This is a genomic window from Haladaptatus pallidirubidus, from assembly GCF_020700235.1.
Classification (GTDB): Archaea; Halobacteriota; Halobacteria; order Halobacteriales; family Haladaptataceae; genus Haladaptatus; species Haladaptatus pallidirubidus.
Genome location: NZ_CP085301.1, coordinates 2,417,071 through 2,441,490 on the forward strand (window position 1 = coordinate 2,417,071; position 24,420 = coordinate 2,441,490).

20 protein-coding genes, 2 tRNA genes and 3 rRNA genes are annotated in these 24,420 nt (G+C 57.8%); 14 read left to right on the forward strand and 11 right to left on the reverse strand.

What is annotated here, in order from left to right:
* Positions 1-28: 28 nt before the first annotated feature.
* Complete coding sequence (locus tag LIX15_RS13095; protein ID WP_227773627.1) at positions 29-625, reverse strand: AsnC family transcriptional regulator; 597 nt, start codon at positions 623-625, stop codon at positions 29-31.
* 203 nt (positions 626-828) lie between these two features.
* On the opposite strand from LIX15_RS13095, the gene LIX15_RS13100 reads away from it, so the two are divergent.
* On the forward strand, positions 829-1,026 hold the full coding sequence (locus LIX15_RS13100) for a heavy-metal-associated domain-containing protein (protein ID WP_227773628.1): 198 nt from the start codon (positions 829-831) through the stop codon (positions 1,024-1,026).
* Positions 1,027-1,092: 66 nt separating this feature from the next.
* Here LIX15_RS13100 and LIX15_RS13105 read toward each other — a convergent pair whose 3' ends face one another.
* Positions 1,093-1,593 carry a hypothetical protein gene (locus LIX15_RS13105; protein ID WP_227773629.1) on the reverse strand — a complete coding sequence of 167 codons (501 nt, stop codon included), beginning with the start codon at positions 1,591-1,593 and terminating at the stop codon, positions 1,093-1,095.
* 119 nt (positions 1,594-1,712) lie between these two features.
* Here LIX15_RS13105 and hemE point away from each other — a divergent pair, with 119 nt between their 5' ends.
* The gene (hemE, locus tag LIX15_RS13110; RefSeq protein ID WP_227773630.1) at positions 1,713-2,717 is read left to right on the forward strand and encodes a uroporphyrinogen decarboxylase; all 1,005 of its coding nucleotides are present in this window, start codon (positions 1,713-1,715) and stop codon (positions 2,715-2,717) included.
* 44 nt (positions 2,718-2,761) lie between these two features.
* On the opposite strand, the gene LIX15_RS13115 is transcribed toward hemE, so the two are convergent.
* Positions 2,762-4,081 carry a cytochrome P450 gene (locus LIX15_RS13115; RefSeq protein ID WP_227773631.1) on the reverse strand — a complete coding sequence of 440 codons (1,320 nt, stop codon included), beginning with the start codon at positions 4,079-4,081 and terminating at the stop codon, positions 2,762-2,764.
* 84 nt (positions 4,082-4,165) lie between these two features.
* Here LIX15_RS13115 and LIX15_RS13120 point away from each other — a divergent pair, with 84 nt between their 5' ends.
* A complete protein-coding gene (locus LIX15_RS13120) occupies positions 4,166-4,828 on the forward strand; it encodes a helix-turn-helix domain-containing protein (RefSeq protein WP_227773632.1) in 663 nt (220 codons plus the stop codon).
* Between the two features lie 98 nt (positions 4,829-4,926).
* Here the strand turns inward: LIX15_RS13120 and hemG are convergent, their stop codons facing one another.
* The 3 genes from hemG to LIX15_RS13135 form a co-directional block, all read right to left on the reverse strand.
* On the reverse strand, positions 4,927-6,237 hold the full coding sequence (gene hemG / locus LIX15_RS13125) for a protoporphyrinogen oxidase (RefSeq protein ID WP_227773633.1): 1,311 nt from the start codon (positions 6,235-6,237) through the stop codon (positions 4,927-4,929).
* On the reverse strand, positions 6,210-7,259 hold the full coding sequence (gene hemH / locus LIX15_RS13130) for a ferrochelatase (protein ID WP_227773634.1): 1,050 nt from the start codon (positions 7,257-7,259) through the stop codon (positions 6,210-6,212). The genes hemG and hemH overlap by 28 nt, the downstream gene beginning before the upstream one ends.
* A gap of 121 nt (positions 7,260-7,380) precedes the next feature.
* Complete coding sequence (locus LIX15_RS13135; RefSeq protein ID WP_227773635.1) at positions 7,381-7,701, reverse strand: winged helix-turn-helix transcriptional regulator; 321 nt, start codon at positions 7,699-7,701, stop codon at positions 7,381-7,383.
* A 998-nt stretch (positions 7,702-8,699) separates the two neighbouring features.
* Between LIX15_RS13135 and LIX15_RS13140 the strand changes: the two genes are divergently transcribed.
* The 5 genes from LIX15_RS13140 to LIX15_RS13160 all read left to right on the forward strand — a co-directional run bounded on the left by LIX15_RS13140 (position 8,700) and on the right by LIX15_RS13160 (position 15,337).
* Positions 8,700-10,170 (forward strand): 16S ribosomal RNA (locus tag LIX15_RS13140).
* A 437-nt stretch (positions 10,171-10,607) separates the two neighbouring features.
* Positions 10,608-13,525: ribosomal RNA gene (locus LIX15_RS13145) — 23S ribosomal RNA — on the forward strand.
* Positions 13,526-13,659: 134 nt separating this feature from the next.
* Positions 13,660-13,781, forward strand: a 5S ribosomal RNA gene (gene rrf / locus LIX15_RS13150).
* Together the 16S, 23S and 5S rRNA genes with 1 tRNA gene alongside form the textbook arrangement of a ribosomal RNA operon.
* 119 nt (positions 13,782-13,900) lie before the next feature.
* A tRNA-Cys gene (locus LIX15_RS13155) sits at positions 13,901-13,976 on the forward strand.
* A 539-nt stretch (positions 13,977-14,515) separates the two neighbouring features.
* The gene (locus tag LIX15_RS13160) at positions 14,516-15,337 is read left to right on the forward strand and encodes a DUF8231 family protein (protein ID WP_227773636.1); all 822 of its coding nucleotides are present in this window, start codon (positions 14,516-14,518) and stop codon (positions 15,335-15,337) included.
* 26 nt (positions 15,338-15,363) lie between these two features.
* Here LIX15_RS13160 and LIX15_RS13165 read toward each other — a convergent pair whose 3' ends face one another.
* The 3 genes from LIX15_RS13165 to LIX15_RS13175 all read right to left on the reverse strand — a co-directional run bounded on the left by LIX15_RS13165 (position 15,364) and on the right by LIX15_RS13175 (position 16,420).
* Positions 15,364-15,564, reverse strand: a complete 201-nt coding sequence (locus LIX15_RS13165; RefSeq protein WP_227773637.1) for a DUF8123 family protein — start codon at positions 15,562-15,564, stop codon at positions 15,364-15,366.
* A 134-nt stretch (positions 15,565-15,698) separates the two neighbouring features.
* The gene (eif1A, locus tag LIX15_RS13170; RefSeq protein ID WP_049971906.1) at positions 15,699-15,983 is read right to left on the reverse strand and encodes a translation initiation factor eIF-1A; all 285 of its coding nucleotides are present in this window, start codon (positions 15,981-15,983) and stop codon (positions 15,699-15,701) included.
* Positions 15,984-16,346: 363 nt separating this feature from the next.
* A tRNA-Lys gene (locus LIX15_RS13175) sits at positions 16,347-16,420 on the reverse strand.
* 96 nt (positions 16,421-16,516) lie between these two features.
* On the opposite strand from LIX15_RS13175, the gene LIX15_RS13180 reads away from it, so the two are divergent.
* The gene (locus LIX15_RS13180; RefSeq protein ID WP_227773638.1) at positions 16,517-17,806 is read left to right on the forward strand and encodes a M20/M25/M40 family metallo-hydrolase; all 1,290 of its coding nucleotides are present in this window, start codon (positions 16,517-16,519) and stop codon (positions 17,804-17,806) included.
* 29 nt (positions 17,807-17,835) lie between these two features.
* Here LIX15_RS13180 and LIX15_RS13185 read toward each other — a convergent pair whose 3' ends face one another.
* The gene (locus LIX15_RS13185) at positions 17,836-18,501 is read right to left on the reverse strand and encodes a DUF7119 family protein (RefSeq protein ID WP_227773639.1); all 666 of its coding nucleotides are present in this window, start codon (positions 18,499-18,501) and stop codon (positions 17,836-17,838) included.
* Positions 18,502-19,659: 1,158 nt separating this feature from the next.
* On the opposite strand from LIX15_RS13185, the gene LIX15_RS13190 reads away from it, so the two are divergent.
* From LIX15_RS13190 to LIX15_RS13205, 4 genes are all read left to right on the forward strand, one after another.
* Positions 19,660-20,433, forward strand: coding sequence for a DUF7983 family protein (locus LIX15_RS13190; protein ID WP_227773640.1), 774 nt, complete (start codon positions 19,660-19,662; stop codon positions 20,431-20,433).
* Between the two features lie 117 nt (positions 20,434-20,550).
* Positions 20,551-21,177 (forward strand): VOC family protein, encoded by a 627-nt coding sequence (locus tag LIX15_RS13195; protein ID WP_227773641.1) that lies wholly within the window; start codon positions 20,551-20,553, stop codon positions 21,175-21,177.
* An 82-nt stretch (positions 21,178-21,259) separates the two neighbouring features.
* Entirely contained in the window at positions 21,260-22,222 is a 963-nt protein-coding gene (locus tag LIX15_RS13200) for an oxidoreductase (protein ID WP_227773642.1), read from the forward strand.
* 52 nt (positions 22,223-22,274) lie between these two features.
* Complete coding sequence (locus LIX15_RS13205) at positions 22,275-22,712, forward strand: Rieske (2Fe-2S) protein (RefSeq protein ID WP_227773643.1); 438 nt, start codon at positions 22,275-22,277, stop codon at positions 22,710-22,712.
* Here the strand turns inward: LIX15_RS13205 and LIX15_RS13210 are convergent.
* Complete coding sequence (locus LIX15_RS13210) at positions 22,695-23,807, reverse strand: M23 family metallopeptidase (protein WP_227773644.1); 1,113 nt, start codon at positions 23,805-23,807, stop codon at positions 22,695-22,697. The two genes, LIX15_RS13205 and LIX15_RS13210, sit on opposite strands and share 18 nt — an antisense overlap.
* A gap of 64 nt (positions 23,808-23,871) precedes the next feature.
* Here LIX15_RS13210 and LIX15_RS13215 point away from each other — a divergent pair, with 64 nt between their 5' ends.
* Complete coding sequence (locus LIX15_RS13215) at positions 23,872-24,408, forward strand: hypothetical protein (protein ID WP_227773645.1); 537 nt, start codon at positions 23,872-23,874, stop codon at positions 24,406-24,408.
* Positions 24,409-24,420 lie beyond the last annotated feature (12 nt).

A 24,420-nucleotide genomic window follows, 5' to 3' on the forward strand; every position in this document is an offset into this window, starting at 1 on the left:
GCTGAAACGAATTATTGTATCTTTTACGTCAATTCGTCGCGCCCTCCTGCAGGCGTTCGTATCGGTCGGCGAACTGCGTCTTGCAGGACGAACAACAGAAGTGATAGAGTTCGTTCTCGATTCGAGTTGATTCGCCCTCGGTTGTGACGGTGTTTCCGCACTCCACGCAGTCCGGCGCGAACTCCATGGTTCCGGGTTGTGGGTTCCACTCGTCGTCCACGAGCAGTTGCACGTCGTACTCTCGAACTGCATCCTCGCCGATGGCGTCCGAGAGCAGCGTTTCGATTGCTCGCTCCTGTAGGTTCGCCTTGCAGACAATGTGGGCGTCGGCAGTGACGAAGACGTGTTCGACGCCGTCGAACGACGCGAGTGACTCCCGAATGTCGCTGACGTGGCCGGGTTTGGCGTTGACGGTGACGAGGAGAGACAGTCCGTCGGTGAGGATGTCGTGGTTCAAATCCGTGGTGAACCGGCGGACGACCCCAATTTCTTGCAGTCGCTCGACGCGGTCGGAGACGGTCGGCGGTGACAGACCGACGGTTTCGGCGATTTCGTTGTACGGACGGCGAGCGTCCTCTACCAGCAACCGGATTATCTCCCGGTCGGTGTCGTCGAGTTGTCGCATTACACCCCCTTTAGAGTGGTAGAATAAAAACAGTTTTCGTTATCACGCGTCGATGACGGATTGACTTGTGTATTTCTACCTATCGAAGCAATTTCCACTTATTTAATAAATGAATTATCCATCGTTAGAAACCAGCGTTAAATACTCCGGACGGTACCACGCCTTTCGAAACTGAAAAAAGCCACGAGAAAAGAGCAGCGTGTATGACAACCACTATTCAAGTGAATGGGATGAACTGCGGCCACTGCGAGCAGAGCGTCGTCGAGGCGCTGGAAGACCTGTCCGGCGTTTCCGACGCGAGCGCCGATCACGAAGCGGGAACGGCCACCGTCGAAGGCGACACAGATACCGACGAACTCGTCGCGACCGTCAAGGACGCTGGCTACGACGCGTCGACATAACGCTCCTCGACGTCCATTCCACCTTCCCCGAATTTCGAATTTTCGAATATCCGGAACGAAGGCGGTTCACTCGCGTCGATACTCGTCCAGCCACGGTGGCGGGCGGCGGTTTTTCGCCCATTCGAAGAGGTGGCGCTTTTCGTTGGCGTAGTACAGGCGGTACGCGTCCACGTAGTCGTCGGTCCTCCAATCGCCGACCACCTGCGGCGGGTCGCCGGGATTGCCCGTCCAATCGAGCGCCGCGATTCGGTCGTCGTTCAGTCGGCGGACGCCTGCCCACGAACCGTGATATTCGTCCAGTCCGTGATTCCACCGGTATCGCCACTCTTCGTGAGCGCACGCCGTGTATTCCCGAAGATACTCCCAATTTTCGAGCGCCCGGGCGGCCCACTGCGTTAGCGGGTGCTTCGAATGGGTGAACGACAGTCCTTCTTCGTCGTACCCGCGAAGCTGTACCGCGGTCGTCAGCACCATCGAACATTCGAAGACGCTACTCGTGACGTGACTATTGACCAACCACCGCGCCGTCTGTTCGAGATTTCTGTCGAGCCAGAACGCGTTAACCACGGGGGACGACTACGCAACGCACGGAATTACGTCCACCGGTCGATGGTCTTTCCAGCGACCGGTTACTCGTCCCTGCGGGCCTTCGAAACGCTTAGACGCCGTCCGACCAATCTCGTCCCATGAGCGACCTGTTGGTTCGTGCGGCACGCGGCGAACGCACCGAGCGCCCACCGGTTTGGCTGATGCGACAGGCCGGCCGGTACATCCCCGAGTACCGCGACATCCGCGAACAGTACAGTTTCAAGGAGGCAATCAAAACGCCGGAAGTCGCGGAGCGAATCACGTTGCTTCCGTGGGAACTGTTTGAACCCGACGGACTGGTCATGTTCTCGGACATCCTCACCGTCCTCGAACCGCTCGGCTTCGACTATCACATTGAAAGCGGGGTCGGCCCCGTCGTCTCGAATCCGGTCACGAGTCCCGACGACGTGCCGACGGAATCCGCCGACGTGGCCAGCGAAATCGACTACGTCGGGAAACTACTTACCCGCCTTCAGGACAGCGTCGGCGACCAATCCAGCATCATCGGTTTCGCTGGCGGGCCGTACACCCTCGCGTCCTACGTCGTCGGCGACGAACCGACCTCCCGAAAATCGATTCGCCGATTCCGAGCAAACCATCCCGACGCCTTCCGTGACCTGCTCGAGGCGTTCACCGACGTCGTTTGCGAGTACGTCGAGTATCAGGTCGAACACGGCGCGGATGTCGTCCAACTCTTCGACACGTGGGCGGGTGTACTGACGCCGGACGACTACCGCGAGTTCATCCTGCCGCTTCACCAGCGAATTTTCGGCGCTATCGACGTGCCTTCCATCGTCTTCGCGCGTCACCCCGGCGGCAAACTCGACCTGCTTCGAGAGTCCGGTGCCGACGTGGTCGGATTAGACTGGACGATAGATATGGCCGACGCTCGCGCCGAACTGGGAGCTACACCGGTTCAAGGTAATCTCGACCCGTCGTACTTGCTCTCCGACCCTAAATTCATCCGGGAGAGAACCCACGAAGTCATCGAGAAAGCGGGCGATTCGGGGCACATCCTGAACCTCGGGCACGGAATCGACCGAACGACACCCGTCGAAAACGCGAAAGCGTTCGTCGATGCCGCGAAGGAAATCGACCGCTAACGCTCAATTTTACGTCGAATTTCGGGTTCTCGGCTCCGAATTTTTCATTTCATCCGACTCCGCAGTTCGACTTCCACGGGGGTCGCAGGTGCGAGCGTCATCGCCGCGACCAAATCCAACTTCCTCGGCGAGATGGTTCGAACCCGAAACCGTTTGACCAGGCTCGCCATAATCAGCCTCGCTTCCAGCAGTGCAAACCGGCGGCCGATACACTGGCGCTGGCCGCCGCCGAATGGGAAATACGCGTAGTCCGGTCGGTTTTTGTCGGCCGTCCACCGCGCTGGCCGGAATGATTCCGGGTCGTCGTAGAATTTCCTCCGACGATGCGTCGCCCACTGCGAACAGAGGACGAGCGCCCCTTCCGGAATCTCGTAGCCTCCGACGATGTCGTCCCTGATTGCCTCGCGCATCAGAAGGGAGACCGGCGGATAGAGTCGCACCGCTTCCCGAATCGTGCGGTCGGTTCGCGGGAGATCGTCGCCGATAGTAGCCAACCCGTCGAGTTGGCTGACTTCCTCCGCAACCCGCGCCTGTTCGTCGCGGTGGTTCCCGAGAAGGTAGAGCGTGTAGGTGAGCGCGAGCGCCGTCGTCTCGTGTCCGGCGATGAGGAACGTTATCAACTGATCACGAATTTCTGTATTGGACATCTTCGACTCGACGAGCGCCGAAAGGAGGTCTCTCCGTTCTTCCGTTTTTCCGCCGTCGTCTCGCGTTCGGCGCGATTCGATGAGTTCGACGACGAACGATTCGAGCCGCGAAACCGCCCGCAGGTAGCGGCGATTTCGCGGCGTTGGCACCCAATCGGGAATGTGAACCGGAATTCGTGGATCGGGTTCGAATCGTTCCGTGACGGCGATGGCCGTCTCCCGAACTTCCGTCGCTTCCCGGAGGTCGGTGTCGAACAGCACCAACCCCAGTATGTCGAGGGTTAACTCCGGCAGTGATTCGGTGAGGACGAGCGAATCGCGGTTCTCCCATCGGTTCAAGTACTCCTCGGTTCGCTCCGTCATTACGTCCGTGTACTTCGCAATTTGACCGGGATAGAACGCCGGTTGGATGCGTTCGTATTGTTCTTTCCAGCGGTCGCCTTCGCTGATGAGGATACCGTCGCCGAGAAGGCCTTCTAGCTCCTTGCGCTGGAACTCGCCCTTGCAGTAATTTTCGTGATTGTGAACCAGCACGTGCTCGATTGCTGTGGGGTTCGCGAGCAGGACGACGTCGTAGCCGGGCATGGAAAGCGAGACGACTCCGCCGTGGCTTTCGACGGTTCGTTCCACAAATCCGAGCGGATCGCGGGTGTATCCGTAGGCGTGGCCGACGAGCGGTAATCCATCGGGTGACGGCGCTTCACGAGCGTCTGTCATGGCTGGAGATACTCACGGCGGCCAATCGAATCTCGCGCCGAGTATGGACGGCTGTTTATATATGGAGCCGACACAACCCTCCCGATGAAACGCGCTCGCCTTCGAATTCACCCTCCGATGGAACTGACCAATGCCGTCCACCGCGCGGTTCAATCGACACCCGAACTCGGCACCGCGGTTCTGCTGTCTGGCGGTATCGACCCGACCGACCCGACGGAGTTGTTTTCCATCGCTGGCGACGAGGCGGCGATTCGGTCGGCGTTTGCCGCCCGCGACGGGATTCGGTCGTTCGACGTGACGACCGTCGAAGACGGTTTGACCTACGTGTACGTCCGCGAAGCCGAACAGGAAATGGTCGATCAACGGCGATTTCAGGACGTGTTCACCGAGGACACGCTAGTCGCTACGCTCCCGATACAGTTCCACCACGAGGGATACGTCGAATTTACGCTCGTCGGCACGAGCACCGACCTCCAACGGGCCGTGAGGATGGCGGGAGATCTCGCGGACGTGACCGTGCTGTCCATCGGCGACGGATGGATTGGAAATTCGGGACGCCAGCAACTCACCGACCGTCAGCGGGACGCTCTCCGCACGGCCGCCGAGATGGGATACTACGAGAACCCGCGGCGAGCTACGCAGGACGAGGTTGCTGTCGTTCTCGATATCGCTCCCAGTACGGTCGCGGAACACCTCCGAAAGGCCGAATCGACACTCGTGTCGGACGCGCTCGGAATCGACGGCTAGTTCATCTGAATCACCGACCGGAATTGGTTTCGCTTTACCTCATAAATCTACGCCGACCTTTCTTGCGGTCCGTTTCTCTTTTTGGAGGTCTGTCTTTACTACTCCCTATCTGCTGGCCGAGTCGCGTGCGACTCGGCTAGCGTCGTCGCCAACCCCTTGGCCTCCCGAATCCGACTCGGAACACCCATTCTGGCGGTGTAGTTCGTTGCAAGATGGATTCCGTCGGGCGTTTCGAGTCTGTCCAGCGCGTTCCACGAAGCGTCGTAGGCCGGGAATCCACGGCCGAGGCGTGCGACGCTCACCACATCCGCATCGGCGTCCATCACGTCGTTGAACTCGGTTCGGGCGGTTTCGCCGAGTGTTTGGTCGCTTTCCTCGACCAGTTTGGGGTTTTTCATCCCGCCGAGGAACACCGTATAAACTCCGTCCCTGTCGAACATGCTCGCATTCCACGAAACGCCGAGGGTTTCGAGTCCCTCGTCGTGGCGTACCTGATAGCCGAATCCTTCCCTGTCGCAGTCGGCACGGAGGTGAACCAGCGCGAGGGGATTGTAGTTGAGTTCGGTGAGGCTCTCCGCCGAATCGGTGAGATTTTCGAGGAGGTCGGCGCTCGCTTCTGCGGCGGTAGTGAGGACGACATCGTCCACGGCGAACTCTGCTCCGTCGGTTTCGAGTACGTAGCCGTCGTCCGACTGTCGGATTTCGCTGATTGCGGTTTCGAGGTGGACGTTTTCGGCGTGCGCGTCGGAGAGCGCTTCCGGGAGTCGCTGAATACCCTCCTCGAACGAAATCGCGGGCGCGGACGTTCCGCCCGCCATCGCACGCTTGAGAACCGGGGTGAGCAGATCGCCGTACTTTTGCTCCATCAGGAGAACGCCGGAGAGTGCGTGCTTGACGGGCATCTGTTCGGGTTCCGACCCGTAAATGCCGCCGAACAGCGGGCCGATGAGATTTCGGTAGGCTTCCTCGCCGAACTTTCGAGTGAACAGTTCCGCGGCGGTTTCATCGGGGTCTGCCGGGTCGGTTTGTGGCTCTTTCAGCACGTCGAGTTTGCCGCGCCACGAGAGGAGGTCGGTTTTGCCGAATTCCTCGATTGAGAAGGGTGCTCGCCGGAGTTTCCCGTTGGCGTAGACGAACAGTTTCGTTTCTCCAGCTTCGATGACTTCGTCGTCCATTCCGAGGTCGGTGATGAGTTCGTCTACCGGTTCGGTTCTGCGAAGTCGCTGTGGTCCCCATTCCAGCAGATGGCCGTCGACCCGATCGCTTCGGATGACGCCGCCGGGTTCCGAATCGGCTTCGAGAACGACATACTCTATGTCCGCCTTTTCGAGGTGATGGGCGAGCGCGAGGCCCGTGATGCCCGCTCCGACGATACCGACCGTCATCGGTCGAACGGGGCGTTCAGGCACATCGTGCCCGGCGTGTCCTTACACTGGCATTGTCGGAACTGATAGTAGGAGGGGTCGAAATCCGCGACGAACGGTTCCACGAGGTCGGCGAGAACACCGGAAAACCGCTCGTCGTCGTGCGGAACCGGAACCCGGTAGAAGTCCAGGCCGATCGCTTCGGCCTCCTCGCGGAGTTCGTCGTCCAACTCCGACAGCGTCTCGCTCTGTTCGTGCATGAAGCTAATCGGTTCGACGACGACGCGCTCTGCGTCCACTTCGGTGACCGCGTCTTCGACCTCGGGTTCCGTCCACGGAATTTTTCGGTTGCCGTGATTCTGGAAGCCGAGAGAGTAAGATTCAACGCCGAGTTCGCTCGCCATCACGGTACAGAACTCGTCCACGTAGGTGTCGTATCGACTGCCTTCGTCCAGATAGTGGGTCGGCGTTCCGTGTGCCGAAAAGACCAGTTCCGTGTCGTCGGCCGCGATGTTGAGCCCCTGCTCGTCGGCGTACCGCCGGATGTTGCTCGCCCGGATTCGATTGTAGGTCGGATGTTTGTGCCAGCCCGTAACCTCGTGAATCGGCACGTCCCAGTCCAGTCCGACGACGGCATCAGTCAGCTCTTCGAGTGAAGCGACCGTGGTGGATGCACCACAGAGTGGATAAATTGGGAGACCGACGAGTTCGTCTACGCCGTCTTCGTGGGCCTGTTCCACTGCGTCGGCGATGAACGGTTCCGTGAACTGCATGCCGACGTAGGTCTTCGCGTCGAGGTTCCGCTCGTCGAGTTCGGCCTGCAGCGCGTCGGTCTGCGCCTTCGCCTGCGGGTCGAGAGGGGAGCCGCCGATTTTCTCGTACTCCTCGATGAGGCTCGACACGCGGCGTTCGGCGAGCTGTCGGGAACGCTCGCGCGCTTCCGCTTCGGTGGTGTCGCCTTCCAAATCGGCGTTGTTCATGAAGATGCGCTCCAGATAATCGAGAACGTTGTCTCGCGTCGGTTCCGCCGGTTCCCCGAAGTTGAGTACAACGACGCCGGTTGTCATAATCGGTTCTCAGGACGGATGCGCCGAATAGTTGTCGTTTGCGGAACGAGAATCGTTTCCACGGTGTGCCTTGTTCACTGCCGGAAGCGACCGTCTACTGTTGCATGTTGTTGATGGCGAACTAAAGCCACTCCGCAGCCCACGTTCCGATTTCCTCGAAAACGGGGGCGAGTGAACGACCCTTGTCACTCAAACTGTAGTAGGTCGCAATCGGTGCGTCGGCTTCGGTCCTGCGGCTGACGAAGCCCATCTCGCCGAGGTCGTCCAGCACGCGCGACAGTGTCCGAGAACTCGCTCCCGTGGAGCGTTTGAGTTCGTTGAACCGTTTTTCACCCTCTTGGAGGTCGTGGAGGACGACGAGCCGCCACTGCGACCCGATTTGCTCGAACGATTCGACGACGCAACAGACGTTTTTCTCGTGGTCTGCCGATGTTGATGACATTCAAATACTCCAATTACGGCTATGTCCGCGAATCTATATATTGGTTCGGGCTCGAATCAGGTTGCGAAATGATACTACATTCTCTCGATTCTCGGATTCGTGGCTTTGTACTCCTCATTGAGGCGCGTCCGGGTTGTCGTCCGCCACCATCGTTGTTTGCCTGATAATATATGATTGTTTTCTGGTCATTCGTCGTAACTATTCTCGGACAAAATCAGTTTTCGAACCTTAATAAAGAAAAATTCGTGAACCAATTTGTTCTCGATGAAGAACGTTATAGAGTACTTTCGCACGCGTATGTGCCCATTACGAACGAAATACGGTGGCCGTTATTGTACGATTACTGAGTGTGACGTGTCGAGACTTCCCAAAGAACATCTCGTTCGACGGCCTTAAATGTATACCTGCCATTCGTACAAATGCGAAGGTCGCACGGTGTTCTCCACCGGGTGGCCGCTCGACTCCCACGCCTCGTGGCTGAAAGTCGGAGTCGGGCGAAAGAAAACCCAATCCAACGCCCTTAAGTGTATGGGGGCATTCGGATGTAATGTCGACGGCGTCCCACGGTTCGGGACGACCAAAACACATCCAATCCGGTGCCTTTAAGTAACCAAGGCGATTCGGATTGGATGTGACACGCGCCCTCGGCGACACTCGCCAAGGGCGAGCGAAATCCGACGCCCTTAAATACAACAGGGGCCTCGGATATGAACGCGAAGAAAGACTCAACACGCGATCTGCGAGGCGTTCAAACCGTCTCGCAATCTCGGACAACAAAGGTTCGAAGGGTTTAATACCCTTCCTCGCCTTTCATCAAGTCCGAAGAAAATGAGGATTCCACCCCTGCGGTCAGCCGTACACGATGGAATCTGATGTTAGCCTTGGTAGTTCGGTGACACCTTGTCGGTTTACCGATGTGGTGTCTCGAACGTGTGATATGTGATACACTCTCTTCTGAGAGTGTCTCCGCCTAACATGCTGGACATTCGTCCAGCGGCATTCTGGTTGATCCTGCCAGAGGCCATTGCTATTGGAGTTCGATTTAGCCATGCTAGTTGCACGAGCTTAGACTCGTAGCGGAAAGCTCAGTAACACGTGATCAAACTGCCCTATAGACTGGAATAACCTCGGGAAACTGAGGCTAATACCAGATAACGCTCCTACGTTTGAACACCGGGAGCTGGAAACGCTCCGGCGCTATAGGATGTGATTGCGGCCGATTAGGTAGACGGTGGGGTAACGGCCCACCGTGCCGATAATCGGTACGGGTTGTGAGAGCAAGAGCCCGGAGATGGATTCTGAGACAAGAATCCAGGCCCTACGGGGCGCAGCAGGCGCGAAAACTTTACACTGCACGACAGTGCGATAAGGGAACTCCAAGTGCGAGGGCATATAGTCCTCGCTTTTGTGTATCGTAAGGTGGTACACGAATAAGAGCTGGGCAAGACCGGTGCCAGCCGCCGCGGTAATACCGGCAGCTCAAGTGATGGCCAATATTATTGGGCCTAAAGCGTCCGTAGCCTGCCAGACAGGTCCGTCGGGAAATCTGCTCGCTCAACGAGCAGGCGTCCGGCGGAAACCAGCTGGCTTGGGGCCGGAAGACCCAAGGGGTACGTCTGGGGTAGGAGTGAAATCCTGTAATCCTAGACGGACCACCGATCGCGAAAGCACCTTGGGAGGACGGACCCGACGGTGAGGGACGAAAGCTAGGGTCACGAACCGGATTAGATACCCGGGTAGTCCTAGCTGTAAACGATGCTCGCTAGGTGTGGCACAGGCTACGAGCCTGTGCTGTGCCACAGTGAAGACGTAAGCGAGCCGCCTGGGAAGTACGTCTGCAAGGATGAAACTTAAAGGAATTGGCGGGGGAGCACTACAACCGGAGGAGCCTGCGGTTTAATTGGACTCAACGCCGGACATCTCACCAGCACCGACAATAGCTGTGACGGTCAGTTTGATGAGCTTACTAGAGCTTTTGAGAGGAGGTGCATGGCCGCCGTCAGCTCGTACCGTGAGGCATCCTGTTAAGTCAGGCAACGAGCGAGATCCGCGTCCGTAATTGCCAGCAGCACCCTTGTGGTGGCTGGGTACATTACGGAGACTGCCGCTGCTAAAGCGGAGGAAGGAACGGGCAACGGTAGGTCAGCATGCCCCGAATGTGCTGGGCTACACGCGGGCTACAATGGCCGAGACAATGGGTTGCAACCCCGAGAGGGGGCGCTAATCTCCGAAACTCGGTCGTAGTTCGGATTGAGGGCTGAAACTCGCCCTCATGAAGCTGGATTCGGTAGTAATCGCGCTTCAGCAGAGCGCGGTGAATACGTCCCTGCTCCTTGCACACACCGCCCGTCAAAGCACCCGAGTGAGGTCCGGATGAGGCCATCAGGCGATGGTCGAATCTGGGCTTCGCAAGGGGGCTTAAGTCGTAACAAGGTAGCCGTAGGGGAATCTGCGGCTGGATCACCTCCTAACGACCGGGATTGGGTCGACGACCCAACCCACCTTAACCCGTCAGTTTTTACTGACGGATGGCAACTCACTTCGAGAAACCACTCGTCTCCCGACGAGGCACCTTTGAACTACCAAGGCTGTTCCACGCCCTCAACAGAGGGTAGCTTCCGCTCGTTGGAGAGCGCTGCTGTTCCGCAGCAGAACTCGGGTTCGACTCCCGTGGGGAGCCGTTCCGTGGATTGGTTCGAATCGCGTCCCTTAAGTATAAGGGGGCGAAATGAACCAATCCCTACAACCGATGCACCAACCCGTGAAAACGTGGTTGGGAAGGGTTCGACGCACGCACTCAGCGACCACTGTGTCGTGCGATGACAACCGTATGTACGTGCAATCCAGGCGTCCACTGGACTCACACACGTGTGAGTTATTACAGTGAATCCAATCCAATTATTATTATTACGTGGCTACTGTGCCACTTGGTGAATGGCTCGGCTCAAGCGCCGACGAAGGACGTGCCAAGCTGCGAAAAGCTGCAGGGAGTCGCACGGAGACTAAGAACTGCAGATTTCCGAATGGGAATCCCCACCGCAATTGCTTCGCGCAATGGGGAACGCCGAGAACTGAAACATCTCAGTATCGGCAGGAAAAGAAAGCAAACGCGATGTCGCTAGTAACGGCGAGTGAACCCGACACAGTCCAAACCGAAGCCTTCGGGCAATGTGGTGTATGGACTGACAATCATCAGTCGAACCTCTATCAGAAGTCTTCTGGAACGGAGCATGAAACAGGGTGACAATCCCGTACGATAGACCAGTACGCTGTGCGTCAGTTCCCGAGTAGCAGGGGTCGGAAATCCCTTGTGAATATCGCGGGCATCGACCGCGAAGACTCAATACGTCTTGAGACCGATAGCGAACAAGTAGCGTGAGCGAACGCTGAAAAGCACCTCGAAAAGAGAGGTGAAATAGGGCCTGAAATCAAGTGGCGATGGAGCGACAGGGCATACAAGGCCCAACAGAAAACGAACCGGGTGCAAACCCCCAGTAGGAACTGTTGGGAGCCGATGTTCTGTCGTACGTTTTGAAAAACGAGCCAGGGAGTGTATCATAATGGCGAGCCTAACCCGAGTATCGGGGCAGGCACAGGGAAACCAATACGACCGCAGCGCTTTGCGCGAGGGTCACCGTCTTCAAGGGCGGGGAGTCATTGGGGTACGACCCGAAACCGGATGATCTACGCATGGGCAAGGCGAAGCGTGGCGAAAGCCACGTGGAGGCCTGCTAGAGTTGGTGTCCTACAATACCCTCTCGTGACCTATGTGTAGGGGTGAAAGGCCCATCGAATCCGGCAACAGCTGGTTCCAACCGAAACATGTCGAAGCATGACCTCCGTAGAGATAGTCCGTGAGGTAGAGCGACCGATTGGGAACGCCGCCTCCGAGAGGAGTCGGCCTCCCTGTCAAACTCCAAACTTACGGACGTTGTTGACGCGGGGAATCCGGTGCGCGGGGTAAGCCTGTGTACCGTGAGGGAGACAACCCAGAGCTGGGTTAAGGTCCCCAAATGTGAGCTAAGTGCGATTGAAGGTGGTCGCAAGCCCTAAACAGCCGGGAGGTGAGCTTAGAAGCAGCTACCCTCTAAGAATAGCGTAACAGCTTACCGGCCGAGGTTTGCGGCGCCGAAAATGATCGGGGCTCAAGTTCACTACCGAGACCTAGCGGCACTCTTGATCGAGTGATCCAGTAGGTTGGCATTCTGAATGGGTGGAAGTGCGGGCGAGAGTTCGTATGGACCGTTCAGTATAGAAAATCCTGGCCATAGTAGCAGCGTTAGTCGGGTGTGAACCCCGACGACCTAACGAGTAAGGGTTCCTCAGCAATGCTTATCAGCTGAGGGTTAGCCGATCCTAAGTCCCATCGCAATTCGAGTGGGACAACAGGGAAACTGGTTAATATTCCAGTGCTAACACCATTCAAAGTCGACGCCTCAGGAAACATCAAGCCGGGCTTTCGCCCGGTCGAATCATCAAAATCCGTGGAAGCCGTAATGGCAGGAAGCGGATGAATGTTGAGATAGCGCAAGTTGATGGTACCCGGGGCCCGTGAAAAGACGAGTGTGTTAATCGTACCGAGATCCGACACAGGTACTCTGGCGGTGAAAGCCAAGGTCTGTCGGGATCAACCGACGTTAGGGAATTCGGCAAGTTAGTCCCGTAAGTTCGCGATAAGGGATGCCTGCCCTGTATAAGGGCAGGCCGCAGTGACTCGGACGCTCCAACTGTCTAGTAACAACATAGGTGACCGCAAATCCGTAAGGACTCGTACGGTCACTGAATCCTGCCCAGTGCGGGTATCTGAACACCCAGTACAATGGGACGAAGGACCCGTTAACGGCGGGGGTAACTATGACCCTCTTAAGGTAGCGTAGTACCTTGCCGCTTCAGTAGCGGCTTGCATGAATGGATCAATGAGAGCGTCACTGTCCCAACGTTGGGCCCGGTGAACTGTACGTTCCAGTGCGGAGTCTGGAGACCCCCAAGGGGAAGCGAAGACCCTATAGAGCTTTACTGCAGGCTGTCGCTGGGACACGGTCGCTACTGTGCAGCATAGGTAGGAGCCATTACACAGGTACCCGCGCTAGCGGGCCACCGAGGCATCAGTGAAATACTACCCGGTAGTGACTGTGACCCTCACTCCTGGCGGAGGACACCGGTAGCCAGGCAGTTTGACTGGGGCGGTACGCGCTCGAAAAGATATCGAGCGCGCCCCAAGATTTCCTCACCCGAGTCGGAGACTCGGAGAAGAGCGCAAGAGCATAAGGAAGTCTGACAGTGTCCTACACAACGAGGGACGCTGACGCGAAAGCGTGGTCTAGCGAACCAATGAGCCTGCTTGATGCGGGCCATTGATGACAGAAAAGCTACCTTAGGGATAACAGAGTCGTCACCGGCAAGAGCACATATCGACCCGGTGGCTTGCTACCTCGATGTCGGTTCCCTCCATCCTGCCCGTGCAGAATCGGGCAAGGGTGAGGTTGTTCGCCTATTAAAGGAGGTCGTGAGCTGGGTTTAGACCGTCGTGAGACAGGTCGGCTGCTATCTATTGGGGGTGTTACGGTATCTGACGGGAACGTTCGTATAGTACGAGAGGAACTACGAATGGGTGCCACTGGTGTACCAGTCGTTCGAAAGAGCGCGTGCTGGGCAGCCACGCACCACGGGGTAAGAGCTGAATGCATCTAAGCTCGAAACCCACCTGGAAAAGAGATACCACCTGAGACCACTCGTAAAAGACGAGTTCGATAGGCTCGGGATGTACGCGCCGAGGCAACGAGGCGTTCAGTCCGCGAGAACTAACAGGTCAATGCCACACAATCATACCGCATATTGGAATTCACACGCACACGCGTGTGAGTCCAGGCGCAAACTGGATTGCACACACTACATACGGTTCAAATGAACCATCAACGATTGGTATCCACGTCACGGTTCGATTCCGTGAGTTGACGTTAAGGCGGCCACAGCGACAGGGCCACACCCGTACCCATCCCGAACACGGTAGTTAAGCCTGTCTGCGTTTCGATCAGTACTGGAGTGCGCGAGCCTCTGGGAAATTCGATTCGCCGCCTCCCACTCATACTCTCATTCATTACCCATCGACGAGCAGCAGCTCTCGGTGGGTTTTCGCTATTTATATCAGCCCACCAGAGACCGCTATACTTAAACCACCAGAATACAAAGGGGTGACTGCGCCAAGGTGGCAGAGTCCGGCCGAACGCAGCGGCCTGCAGAGCCGCCCATCGCCGGTTCAAATCCGGCCCTTGGCTTTTCATTTTGGTCAAATGTAGAGCGTCGCATTCGTAAATTGATTGGGTGGTGTTGCTCATCACGTTGTATCTGGCAAACGGTGCTATTCGTGAGCACTGAGTTTCGGACTGACAGCTTGCTCGCGCCCAATATGATACGAAAACGACTGTTTGTACACCGTTGATACTACTCTGAGTAATATTCACGCCGATGTTCGCACCCCATATCTGACACAAAAATCGGCACCTTGTAACAACCGAATGACTACTCATTTCGCATGTTGGTGACGGATTCACAAACGGAGCCTTGTGCCAAAACTGACCGGCAGCGCTCGAAACGAACACGTTTTCTATTTTTCGTACTGGTTGCCGGTGTGATTTCATCGGTGGCAGTATCGGTTTGCGTCTCGCTGTATCTACGAAATCGACACCGATGGCGCGTTTTCGACCGTGCAGTGCGCGCAAACGTGCGTGAGGATGGATGAAAGGTGTGAGAGCTGAATGACGAGCCGTGTCGATAAAAAGTAACCATTATGCATAACGCGAACTGGTGCTAAGGTATGCAACGAAGAGCAGCGGGCGTTTACATCACCGTCTTTCTCGTTATCGCTGCCGGAGCGTACTCACTCATCGGAGTCGCTCAGGAGCCGACGGTTTCGGTCGAAAACCCCGATCAGACCCTCTCGAACCAAGGACAGAAATTCAGCATCGACGGGCGACAGTACAACGTCACGTCCCTTAGCGGCGGTTCCGCGGAAGTCGCGTGGACGAACCAGTCCGCAACCTACTCGGCTGAGTTAGAAAACAACTCTACGGTGGAGCAGGACAACACCACGTTCCGGCTCCTCATTCCGAACCAGTCGAACCCGAACCAGGCCACACTCAACGAGGTCCAGAACTTGAGCGAGGACACACAAACGATTGAGCAGGGTAACGAAACCTACGTCGTGGTCAACGGAAGTAACAACGACAGCGCCAACAAGTCGCTCGTTCCGGTAGACGAATACAAACGCCAGCAGTTCGGCGAACCGGAGACGCGAACGCTCCAACAAGGAAACAACTTCCAATACCAGAACAACTCGACGACGATAGCGAACATCTCTACGGAGTCCGTGCTCCTCCAGTGGGAAGCACCGAAAACGACGACGACCTCGCTTTCGAGCGGTGAAACGGCCGATCTCGGGCCGAACAATCAAACCTTTGTCGCCCACGGGCAGGGCGGAAACGTCGTCCTTTCGTCGAACGTGGACGCGTACAACGACCAGAATGCAGAAATCAGCCACTTCCACGAGCGCATCGCGGGTCTCTGGGGGATTTCCATCCTGAGTTTCCTCGCGGCACTGCTGTTGGCCATGTTCGCCTTCCTGCCGTTCAAAGGGTAATCGAACGTCAACTAAAAATTTGCTTTTTACGCCCGGGAAACCCACGCTAGCGCCGCGCCAATGCCGATTGCGGAGAGCGCTCCGAATATCTGGCCAATCATGATGAGAGCGCTTCCGGATTTGCTCGCCCACGGTGTGCCGACGAGTGTTGCGATTCCGATGAGGACGAGCAGCGTCCCCATGACGATGCCGAGCGGTTCGAGTGGATCCGAGACGAATCGGTTCATATCGGTGTTCTGTGTTCGGCTAACGTATAACACCTACTGAACGAAGTCGTGGTTCGTGCGAAACTGAGTTCGGATGGCTCTCGGCGATGAGTTCGATAAGGATAGTATAGGTGTCTGCTCTCGGCCGTAGAGTATTACTGGATGTGGCCTTCGCGCCGAAGCTGGTCTGCGTCCTGTCCCGTGTAGCGCCATTCGATGTTGGCTTTTTCATCTTGCCAGTCCCATGGTTCGACGAGGACGACGTCGCCTTCGTTAATCCACGTTCGGTATTTCATTCGACCGGGAATCCGTCCCATTCGTTCTTTTCCGTCCTCACAACGGACGCGAACGTGGTTCCCGCCGTTGTGTTCTGTTACGACGCCGAACATCTCGTCGCTGTTAGGCATTCGGAGATTTCGACGTTCTGTTTCTTCACTCACATCCAGTAATGGTACCGGACATGGTTAAGTGATGGGATGCTATGGATACCATTTACCACGGGGACGGAATCGACTTTCGAGGGTCTTTTTGCGCCGTTTATGACATGATGGGGGTTAAAAAGAGTGAATGTGAATCCCTTTCGAACAGTACTACTCGCGAGCAAATCCGTGACGGAAAACAAACGGGTAGGAGTTTGAACTACGTTTCCACTGACCACTCTCGCGGCGAGCTACTTCGTGAGCCGCGAGAAGTACGGTCTGGAAGGGATTTGAACAACGTCCAAGAACCTGCGCACGCGCAGAACCTTGGTCTAATTCAAATCCCTTGAGCCGTTTTACTCTTCATGTTTGCTCGTTGTAAAACGGGCTGGAAGGGATTTGAACCCCTGGCCGTCTGGTTAAAAGCCAGACGCTCTGCCTAACTGAGCTACCAGCCCTCATCCAGTCGTGGGAGTTGCGACGGTTAAACGTTTACCATTCTCTTCCGGTATCGGGTCGATAAGGTTTACATTCCGGCCTGCCTCTGTCGAATCATGACAAGGTTTGCCGATGCACAGGGTGACGAACTTCGGACATTTATCGAACGACTCTGCTCGTTTGACACGACTGGTGGGCGAGAAGGTTCCGCACAGGAATGGCTCGCCGACCAGCTCACCGATTTGGGGTTCGAGACCTACGAGTGGACCGCCGACGCCGAGCGGTTGGCCAAACATCCGTCGTTTCCCGACGATCCGGCGGACATCGAACATACGGAGGCCAGCGCTGGCGGACCGAGTCTCGCGGAGCGCCCCAGCGTTGGCGGGGTACTCGAATTCGGAAACCCGGACGACGGGCCGACACTCGTCCTGAACGGCCACATTGACGTGGTTCCGGCTACGCACGAATCGTGGGACTCGAACCCCTTCGAACCGACGTGGGACGATTCGGGGGACAATTTCACCGCTCGCGGTTCGGTGGACATGAAATCCGGTGTCGTGTCTTGCATCTTCGCGGCGAAACATCTCGCGGAAACCGCTGACGGGGAACTCGACGGTAGAATCGTCGTCGAGAGCGTCGTCGGCGAAGAAGAAGGTGGACTCGGCGCGGCGGCGGCCGCGCTCTCCAACCCGTATCCGTTCGAGCGCGACGCGGCAATTGTCGCCGAACCGACCGACCTCACGCCGATTATCGCCACCGAGGGAAGCGTCATGAAGCGACTTCATCTCACTGGACGCTCGGCTCACGCGGCAACGCGCTGGCGCGGTGAGAGTGTCCTACCGCACTTCGAGCGAATCCGAGAGGCGTTTTACGACCTCGAATCCGAACGCGGCGAGTCGGTGACGCATCCGTTGTACGAGGAGTTCCCCGTCCCGTGGCCCATCGTCATCGGCACGGTCGAAGCGGGTACGTGGTCGTCCACCACCCCAGCGAATCTGACCGCCGAAATGCGCCTCGGCGTTGCCCCCGGTGAGACGGTCGATGAAGTCGAGGCCGCCTACGAGGAACGACTGGCCGAAGTGGTCGAAGAAAGCGAATGGCTGTCCGAACACCCGCCCACGTTCGAACGCTTTTCCATCCAGTTTGAGGCCGCGGAGACGGATGCAGACGAACCCGTGGTCGGTGCGCTCCAGTCTGCGATGGCCGACTACGACCTCGATACGACCCTCCGCGGGGCAACCTATGGCGCGGATTCCCGTCATTTCGTCGACGCGGAGATTCCGACCGTCATATTCGGCCCCGGAACCATCGAGCAGGCGCACTTTCCGAATGAGACGATTCACTGGCCGGACGTGGAGACTGCTGGTACAGTACTAGTTGACGCGGCCCGCGAGTTCCTCGGATAAATAGCAGTTACGTCCTTTCCTCTCGCGTCTCACTCCAGTTCGCGTTCCAGCGCGCGCGCGACCATCGTTTCCGGTTCTTCCCCTGCCAGCGCGGCCTGCCGTCTGAGCTCCCGGTACACCTCCGGCGGAAGCGAGAGTGTCACCTCTCCCGGCGTCACTCCGTGACGGCTCAGCGCGCGCTCGGGCGTCGTTCCGTCGTTGATTTCGCTGACGATTGCCCGAACGTCCCGAACTGTCAGTGAATTGTCGAGGATGGCCCACGCGAGCTGGTACCGGGCGTCCCCGCCCACTCGCGCGACGTGTTTCGCTGCGGTCGGCGCGATTTTCCCCAGCGCGACGTGGCGGCGAATCGACCGCGGCAAGTCGTGAACCCGCGCCCATTTGCGGATAAAGGCCACCGTCGTTTCGCCGCCCGCCTCCTCCGCGGCACCTTTGTACGACCCGACGCCCCGAACCAGTGCGGCGCAGGCCGCGGCCCCGCGGAGCATGTAGACGCTGTCCTCGCTCCCGGCGCTTTCGTCCGCGAACGCCCGGACGGTTTCGGCCGCCTCCGCGACGCTTTCCGGGTCATTGGGGTCGAACGCTTTGGCTTGATTCGCGTGTTCGCCGGTAATCGTCTTGTCGCCGCGGATGACGGGTTCACCGACCGGCGATTCGCGGTCTGCTGGCGGTTCCCTCCCGAAGCCGTCAGTCATTGCTTGTCGATTGTCCCGACGGGGCAAAAAGGAATTGCTCGGTCAATTTTTTGTGTGGAGATCGTTCGTGGTGATTATCCGTCGTCGTTCGGCCGATGTATGTGGCATTTTCGAGCATTTCAGTCTCCACCGATTCCATCCGGGTCGGTAGCAGTTGCCGACTTCAAAATAACCACCCCGCAACCGCAGTCTTTCCCGTCAGCACGGGACCGCGCTCGGCGTTCGCTATCGAGGCGACTGCGTCGCCTTGTTCCCCTCGCGCGAATCGCGCTGGCGCAGCCGCAAGGATGCGTAATCAAGCGACGTGGCGCGCGCTGGTGCGGAACCGAAGACTTTACGCCTGAAACACCGCCTTGAGGCCGCACAAAGGATGGACGCTGGAACGAACGCGCGTGAGTGAAGCACGCAGTCGGTTGGGGAGGCGTGTGGGCCCGCGCGGTGCGGTTGCGGTTTCGTTGGAGGCGTGACGTCCTCGCGGCAGATGTGATTTAGTGATTTTGTGACTCTATTGAAATCATCAATTATCGATAGGTGCCTGGAGTCGTGCTGAATAGAGATGGTGTCTCGTTCATGTGTGAAATCAGTAATTTCTCGTAATTATTGTCTGTTGTGTCTGTATGTCCCAGAGTACCCTCCCTTCAATAAGCCTCTCAAAAATCCATCCCGGCTATGCTAGCTCGATTATCTTTGTCACTCTCCCCCATCAGTCACATAATTGGTGTGAATTTCATCTCCCATTTAGTTCCGTCAGAGTTCACAGCCATCTACTTGACGACCGTTACAATCACAGCTTCGGCATTTTTCGGGCGTTCTACTATTTGATTCAGATGGATAGCAGGCCGACACAGAGGACCTCTGTTTATTTACTGCACGAGTTAGCGGATATAGTCGATCAAGAGAAACTCGATCAACTCGGTGAGTGATGCGCGCCCTGTCGTCAGCACATCACTCCTAACTGCTACCGAGGGTTTCAACAGAGCCGCTCTCGTCTACTAACCGAGTTGGGACTACTTAGCGACGGGTTCTGGATCACGAACTACCACCGAACCCCACGGTCACTGGCGCAATTTTATATGCCAAGCCGCCAAAATTCCGGTTGAGACGGGGGCGACGGTCGCACTGCCAAACAACGAACCGCGAGAAGCCACAAACAGACACATGCGAGACGAAGAGTACGACCCGACGACGTGCCCGGCAGCGGGCTGTGACTACGAAAACGCAATCCGATCAGTTGCCGCGCACATCAGCACGACGGACGACGACCGCCACTCGTGGGACAACCTCGTCTTCGAGGGTGCCAAAGATTTTGTCGTCCGAGAAAAGCGCAGACAGCAGGATGGGGCGACCGACGGCTCGAATAGTCCAAACATCTCGTCCGCGAAACCGAGATCTCCCGAAAATGAGCCAATCGATACTCCCGACCCCGACGAAATCCCGCAGCTTGACCTCGAATTCGCCCGGGACGCGCTCGTCCTGCTCGACCTCGCCCGTCGGTACGACGTGGACTCGCTGGTGGAGCTGGACACCTCCCGACTGGTGAACCTCTACACCCTGCTATCCGACGTGGGCAGAGGGGCCGATGACGCCCGAAAGGAGGTTCGTAACGTGCTTCTCGACGTTCTGCAGGACGACCGGCAAATCTCGTCCGATTTCGGTTCGGTGAAGCGGTACACCACTCAACGACGGAATCAGCGGGACGAACACGTGATTCGCGCCGAACTGGAACGAGCCGGAATCGACCCCGACGCGGCGAGAAGTTTCGACACGAAAAAGCTCAAACAGTTGGCGGAAGAGCGCGGACTGGACGAATCCGCCGTCTTCGACCGCGAGGAACGGACCTACGTGAAAAAATCGGGAGCAGATGGGGACGGACGCAGGCGGGCGTTCGAGGAACTCGACCCGGAAATTCGGTCGTTAGGCGAGGAGTGGTAGAGCATAACACTGGCGGGCGAGGTTTCTCCCTCCCACTGGCATCGATGTCACGTGGTGTCGTCGCTGTCCGCGAGAGTATATTGCCGTTCAGTTCGAATCTCTGGATACGACCGAATCATGTCCCACGAGAACTCGAACGGGGAAATTCCCGTTACGGCAGACCGACCGGAAGGCGCGCTTCACCTCAGCGGAACCGACCACGTCACCCTCATCGGCAGTAACGAAGAGGATACGGTCGCGTTCTACCGCGACATTCTCGGGATGCCGCTCATCCTCCGCCAGCCGAACCTCGACGCGCCGAACGTCACGCACTTGTTCTTCGACACCGGCGACGGACGAGTTATTACCTTCTTCGTCGAGGAAGGGCGACGGTCCAACCCCGCGCCACAGCGAACCGGAATCGGTGCGGTTCACCACCTCGCGTTCCGGTTCGAACCGGAACGCTTGGAGGAGATCAAGGAAGGACTCGAAGCGAACGGCCACCGATACAACGTCTTCGACCGGAGCATCTTCTATTCGCTCTACACCAGCGACCACAACGGACTGACCCTCGAACTAACGACTGATAAGTTCGACATTCCGGACGACAGACGCGCCGAGGTGCTCGCCACTGCCCAGCGATTGCGCGAGGAGGACGGGTCGGAGTACGCCAAGGCGGAGCACCTCGAAGCCGCGCTGGAAGAACTCGGTATTCCGGTCGAACCCGTGGAACTCCCCGACGCACCGACGGGCGCGGGTGTGTAAGCTGAACCGAAAACGTCCCCCAATTTCATATCGGCTTCGTCGGGCGGTGGCTTTCTGTACCGTGCGACCGTACACCAGTTCCATGACCGATACCGGATGGACTGCTGAACAAATGTCAGACATGACCGGACAAACCGTGGTCGTCACGGGTGCGAACAGCGGCCTCGGTTACGAGGTAACTCGCGCCCTCGCTCGAAACGGTGCAACCGTCGTGATGGCCTGCCGACGGACGAACCACGCGAAGACGGTCAAAGGAAAGATTCTCACGGAACTCCCCGACGCGACTCTCGACGTTCGCGAACTCGACCTCGCAGACCGGGAGTCCATCCGCTCGTTCGCCGAGGATTTCGAGGCCGGATACGACGGCCTGCACGTCCTCTGTAACAACGCGGGCGTGATGGCGATTCCCCGACGGGAAACCGAGGACGGTTTCGAACTGCAGTTCGGCGTCAACCATCTCGGCCACTTCGCGCTGACGGCCCTCCTGTTCGACCGACTGCTCGAAACCCCCGAAGAAACGCGCGTCGTGACCCAGAGCAGCGGTCTCCACGAGCGCGGGGATATTAATTTCGAGGATTTGCACGGCGAGCGGGAGTACGACAAATGGGACGCGTACGCCCAGAGCAAACTGGCGAACGTCCTGTTCGCCTACGAACTCGACCGGCGATTGGACGACGCGGGCATCGACGACGTGTTGAGCCTCGCCTGCCATCCGGGTTACGCGAGTACGAACCTCCAGCGGCGCGGCCCGGAACAGGACGGCTCACGGCTTCGACTGTGGATGGCTCACCTCGCGAACGCCGTCATCGCCCAGAGCGCGGAACGCGGTGCGCTTCCCATGCTTTACGCGGCAACTGCCGAAGATGTCGTGGGCGGAGAGTACGTCGGTCCCGGCGGATTGATGAACATGCGCGGACTGCCCGAAGTCCAACCGTCCAGCGACCGGTCGTACGACGAACGAATGGCCGACCGCCTCTGGACGGTTTCGGAAGATATGACCGGAATCTCCTACGATTTTGCGCACGCGAAAGCCGCGGACGACTAACGTCCCAGTCCGGAGAAGTACAGTTTAACTATCACGCAGACGACGACTGTGCATGGTCGCCACGGACGATGCCGCGCAGTTGACGACTGTCGATGCGCTCCCCGAAAACGAATCGTTTCTGTTCACCGTCCTCGAACGCGACGGGTCGAAGGAGGAAGTGGTGCTAGTCAACGGCGGCGACTGTATCGCCGCGTGGCGAAACTTCTGCCAGCACGAAACCGACCAACGACTCGACCGCGGGTTCGGGGCCGCGATGCGCGACGGAGAAATCATCTGTCCGAAACACGGGTCGATGTTCGACGCCTGCTCCGGCCACTGCGACAACGGAGAGGCGAACGGTTCGACCCTGATTTCGGTCGATGTGACGGTCGAAGCTGGGAATATTTATCTAACCGATAGAACGTGCGAGTTCCTGCACGAGGGCGGCATCGAAGAAGATACCGACGAGGACGAGGGCATGCCCTCGTCCTCGTCACACTTGACGTTCTGAAATTCGGGTTCCTGACGATTCAGCCGCCGTCACGCGCTGTCCCTCACGGATCGAGGTGCGAGTTCCTCGTCTCTCACCGTCGGCTTCTCGCCCTTTTTCGCCCTCGATTTCGACGTTGTCGAACGTAATCGGCAGTCCCGCCGAAAAGAAGAAACTCGGCCGGTCTTGGAGTTGGAAATGCAGATGCGGTTCCGTCGAGTTGCCGGAGTGGCCACAGCGACCGATTTGCTCGCCTCGTTCGACTTTTTCTCCTTCCTCGACCGTGACGCTCCCCGCCTGTAAATGCGCGAGGACGCTGTACTCGTTTTCTGCGTGGCGAATCGTCGCGTAGTTCCCCCGCAAGTCGCGTTGCAGCGGATCTAACAGTCCGCGAAAATACGGCGAATCTCGGTGGCCGTCTTTCGTATCGACGACGGTTCCGTCCGCCGGAGCGAGCATCGGTTCGCCGTAACAGAAGTACTCCTCCGCGGTGGCACCGCTCCCCTCGTGGGTGCGTCCATCGTCTTCCGTAATGACGAAGTCGTAGGCGTATCGCTGTGAAATGATGCCCCACGAGTGAGAATCCTCCTTCTTGACGCCGCCGTTGACGACCATCCAGGTTCCGGAGAAGGGCAGTGTGAGGTCGGTTCGCTGGTCGAATCGTTCCGGTGCCGGCGGCCGACCTAGATACGTGGAAAGAACGAGGACGTAGCCGACGAGTTGTCCAATCGACTGCGCGAGGATGAACGGGTTGACCATCACGAGAAGGTTGCTCGCCAGAAAGCGTCCCCGCCAGCGCCAATCGGCGTCGAACTCCACCGCCGATTCCTCGTCTGAGGTCGGAAGCAACAGACTGACCAACGGCCAGAGGCCGAACAGCCAGAACAGCATAAATATGCGAAGCGGTTCGAGCGAGTCAACGAAATAGCTCGGGATTCCCAGCACTCCGAGATAGCTCACCGTAATCGGGTCGATTCGTCGGAGCGACGAACGAAGCGAATGGAGGGCGTCCGCAATCATTTCGACCGAAACTTTCGGTTCCGCTCCGATAACTGTTTTCAGACCGTTCGGGTTGCCGTGACCTCCCGATACAGCAGTTACGACTCGGCGTAGCACTAACGCGGAACCTCTCAGAACGGTTCCGCAGAGTCTTATCGTTTCAGCGGTCGAACCGTTCTGTATGGCACTCGTTGACGAACAGTTGGTCGATGACATCGCCAAACACGACCGATACTACCGAATCGAGGATTTCGTGACGTATCTCGAACGCCACCTTCGCGACGAAACGGGCGTTCCGCTTCCGGTTATCCACGCATACGCCGACGCGCTCGGCTACGAACGAGAGCGAACGGAGGAACTGCTGGAGGGACGCATCGTCGATTCGATGACGTGGGTTGCGGACGACGTCTTCTATCGGATCGGAGACGGAATCAGCGTCTATCCGCTTTCGTGGCACGAACGATTGGACGGGTCGCTCGAGTTGGCCGAGTACGTGCGAGTGATGCTGGACGGCCGAGAGGCGGCTGGCGAGGAGATTCCGGAGGGAGAACGAGGAATCGCGCAAACGGACGTCCTGACCGCGTTGGAAATCATGGCCGACGTGGACAGAAAGGAAGGCGAAAAGCTGCTCCGAGAACAACGTCATCACGGTGATATCGTCATCTACGCGTACCAAAATCCGGAGGATATCGTCAGACTGCCGGAGACGGAACGGTAAGACGAAGCGGAA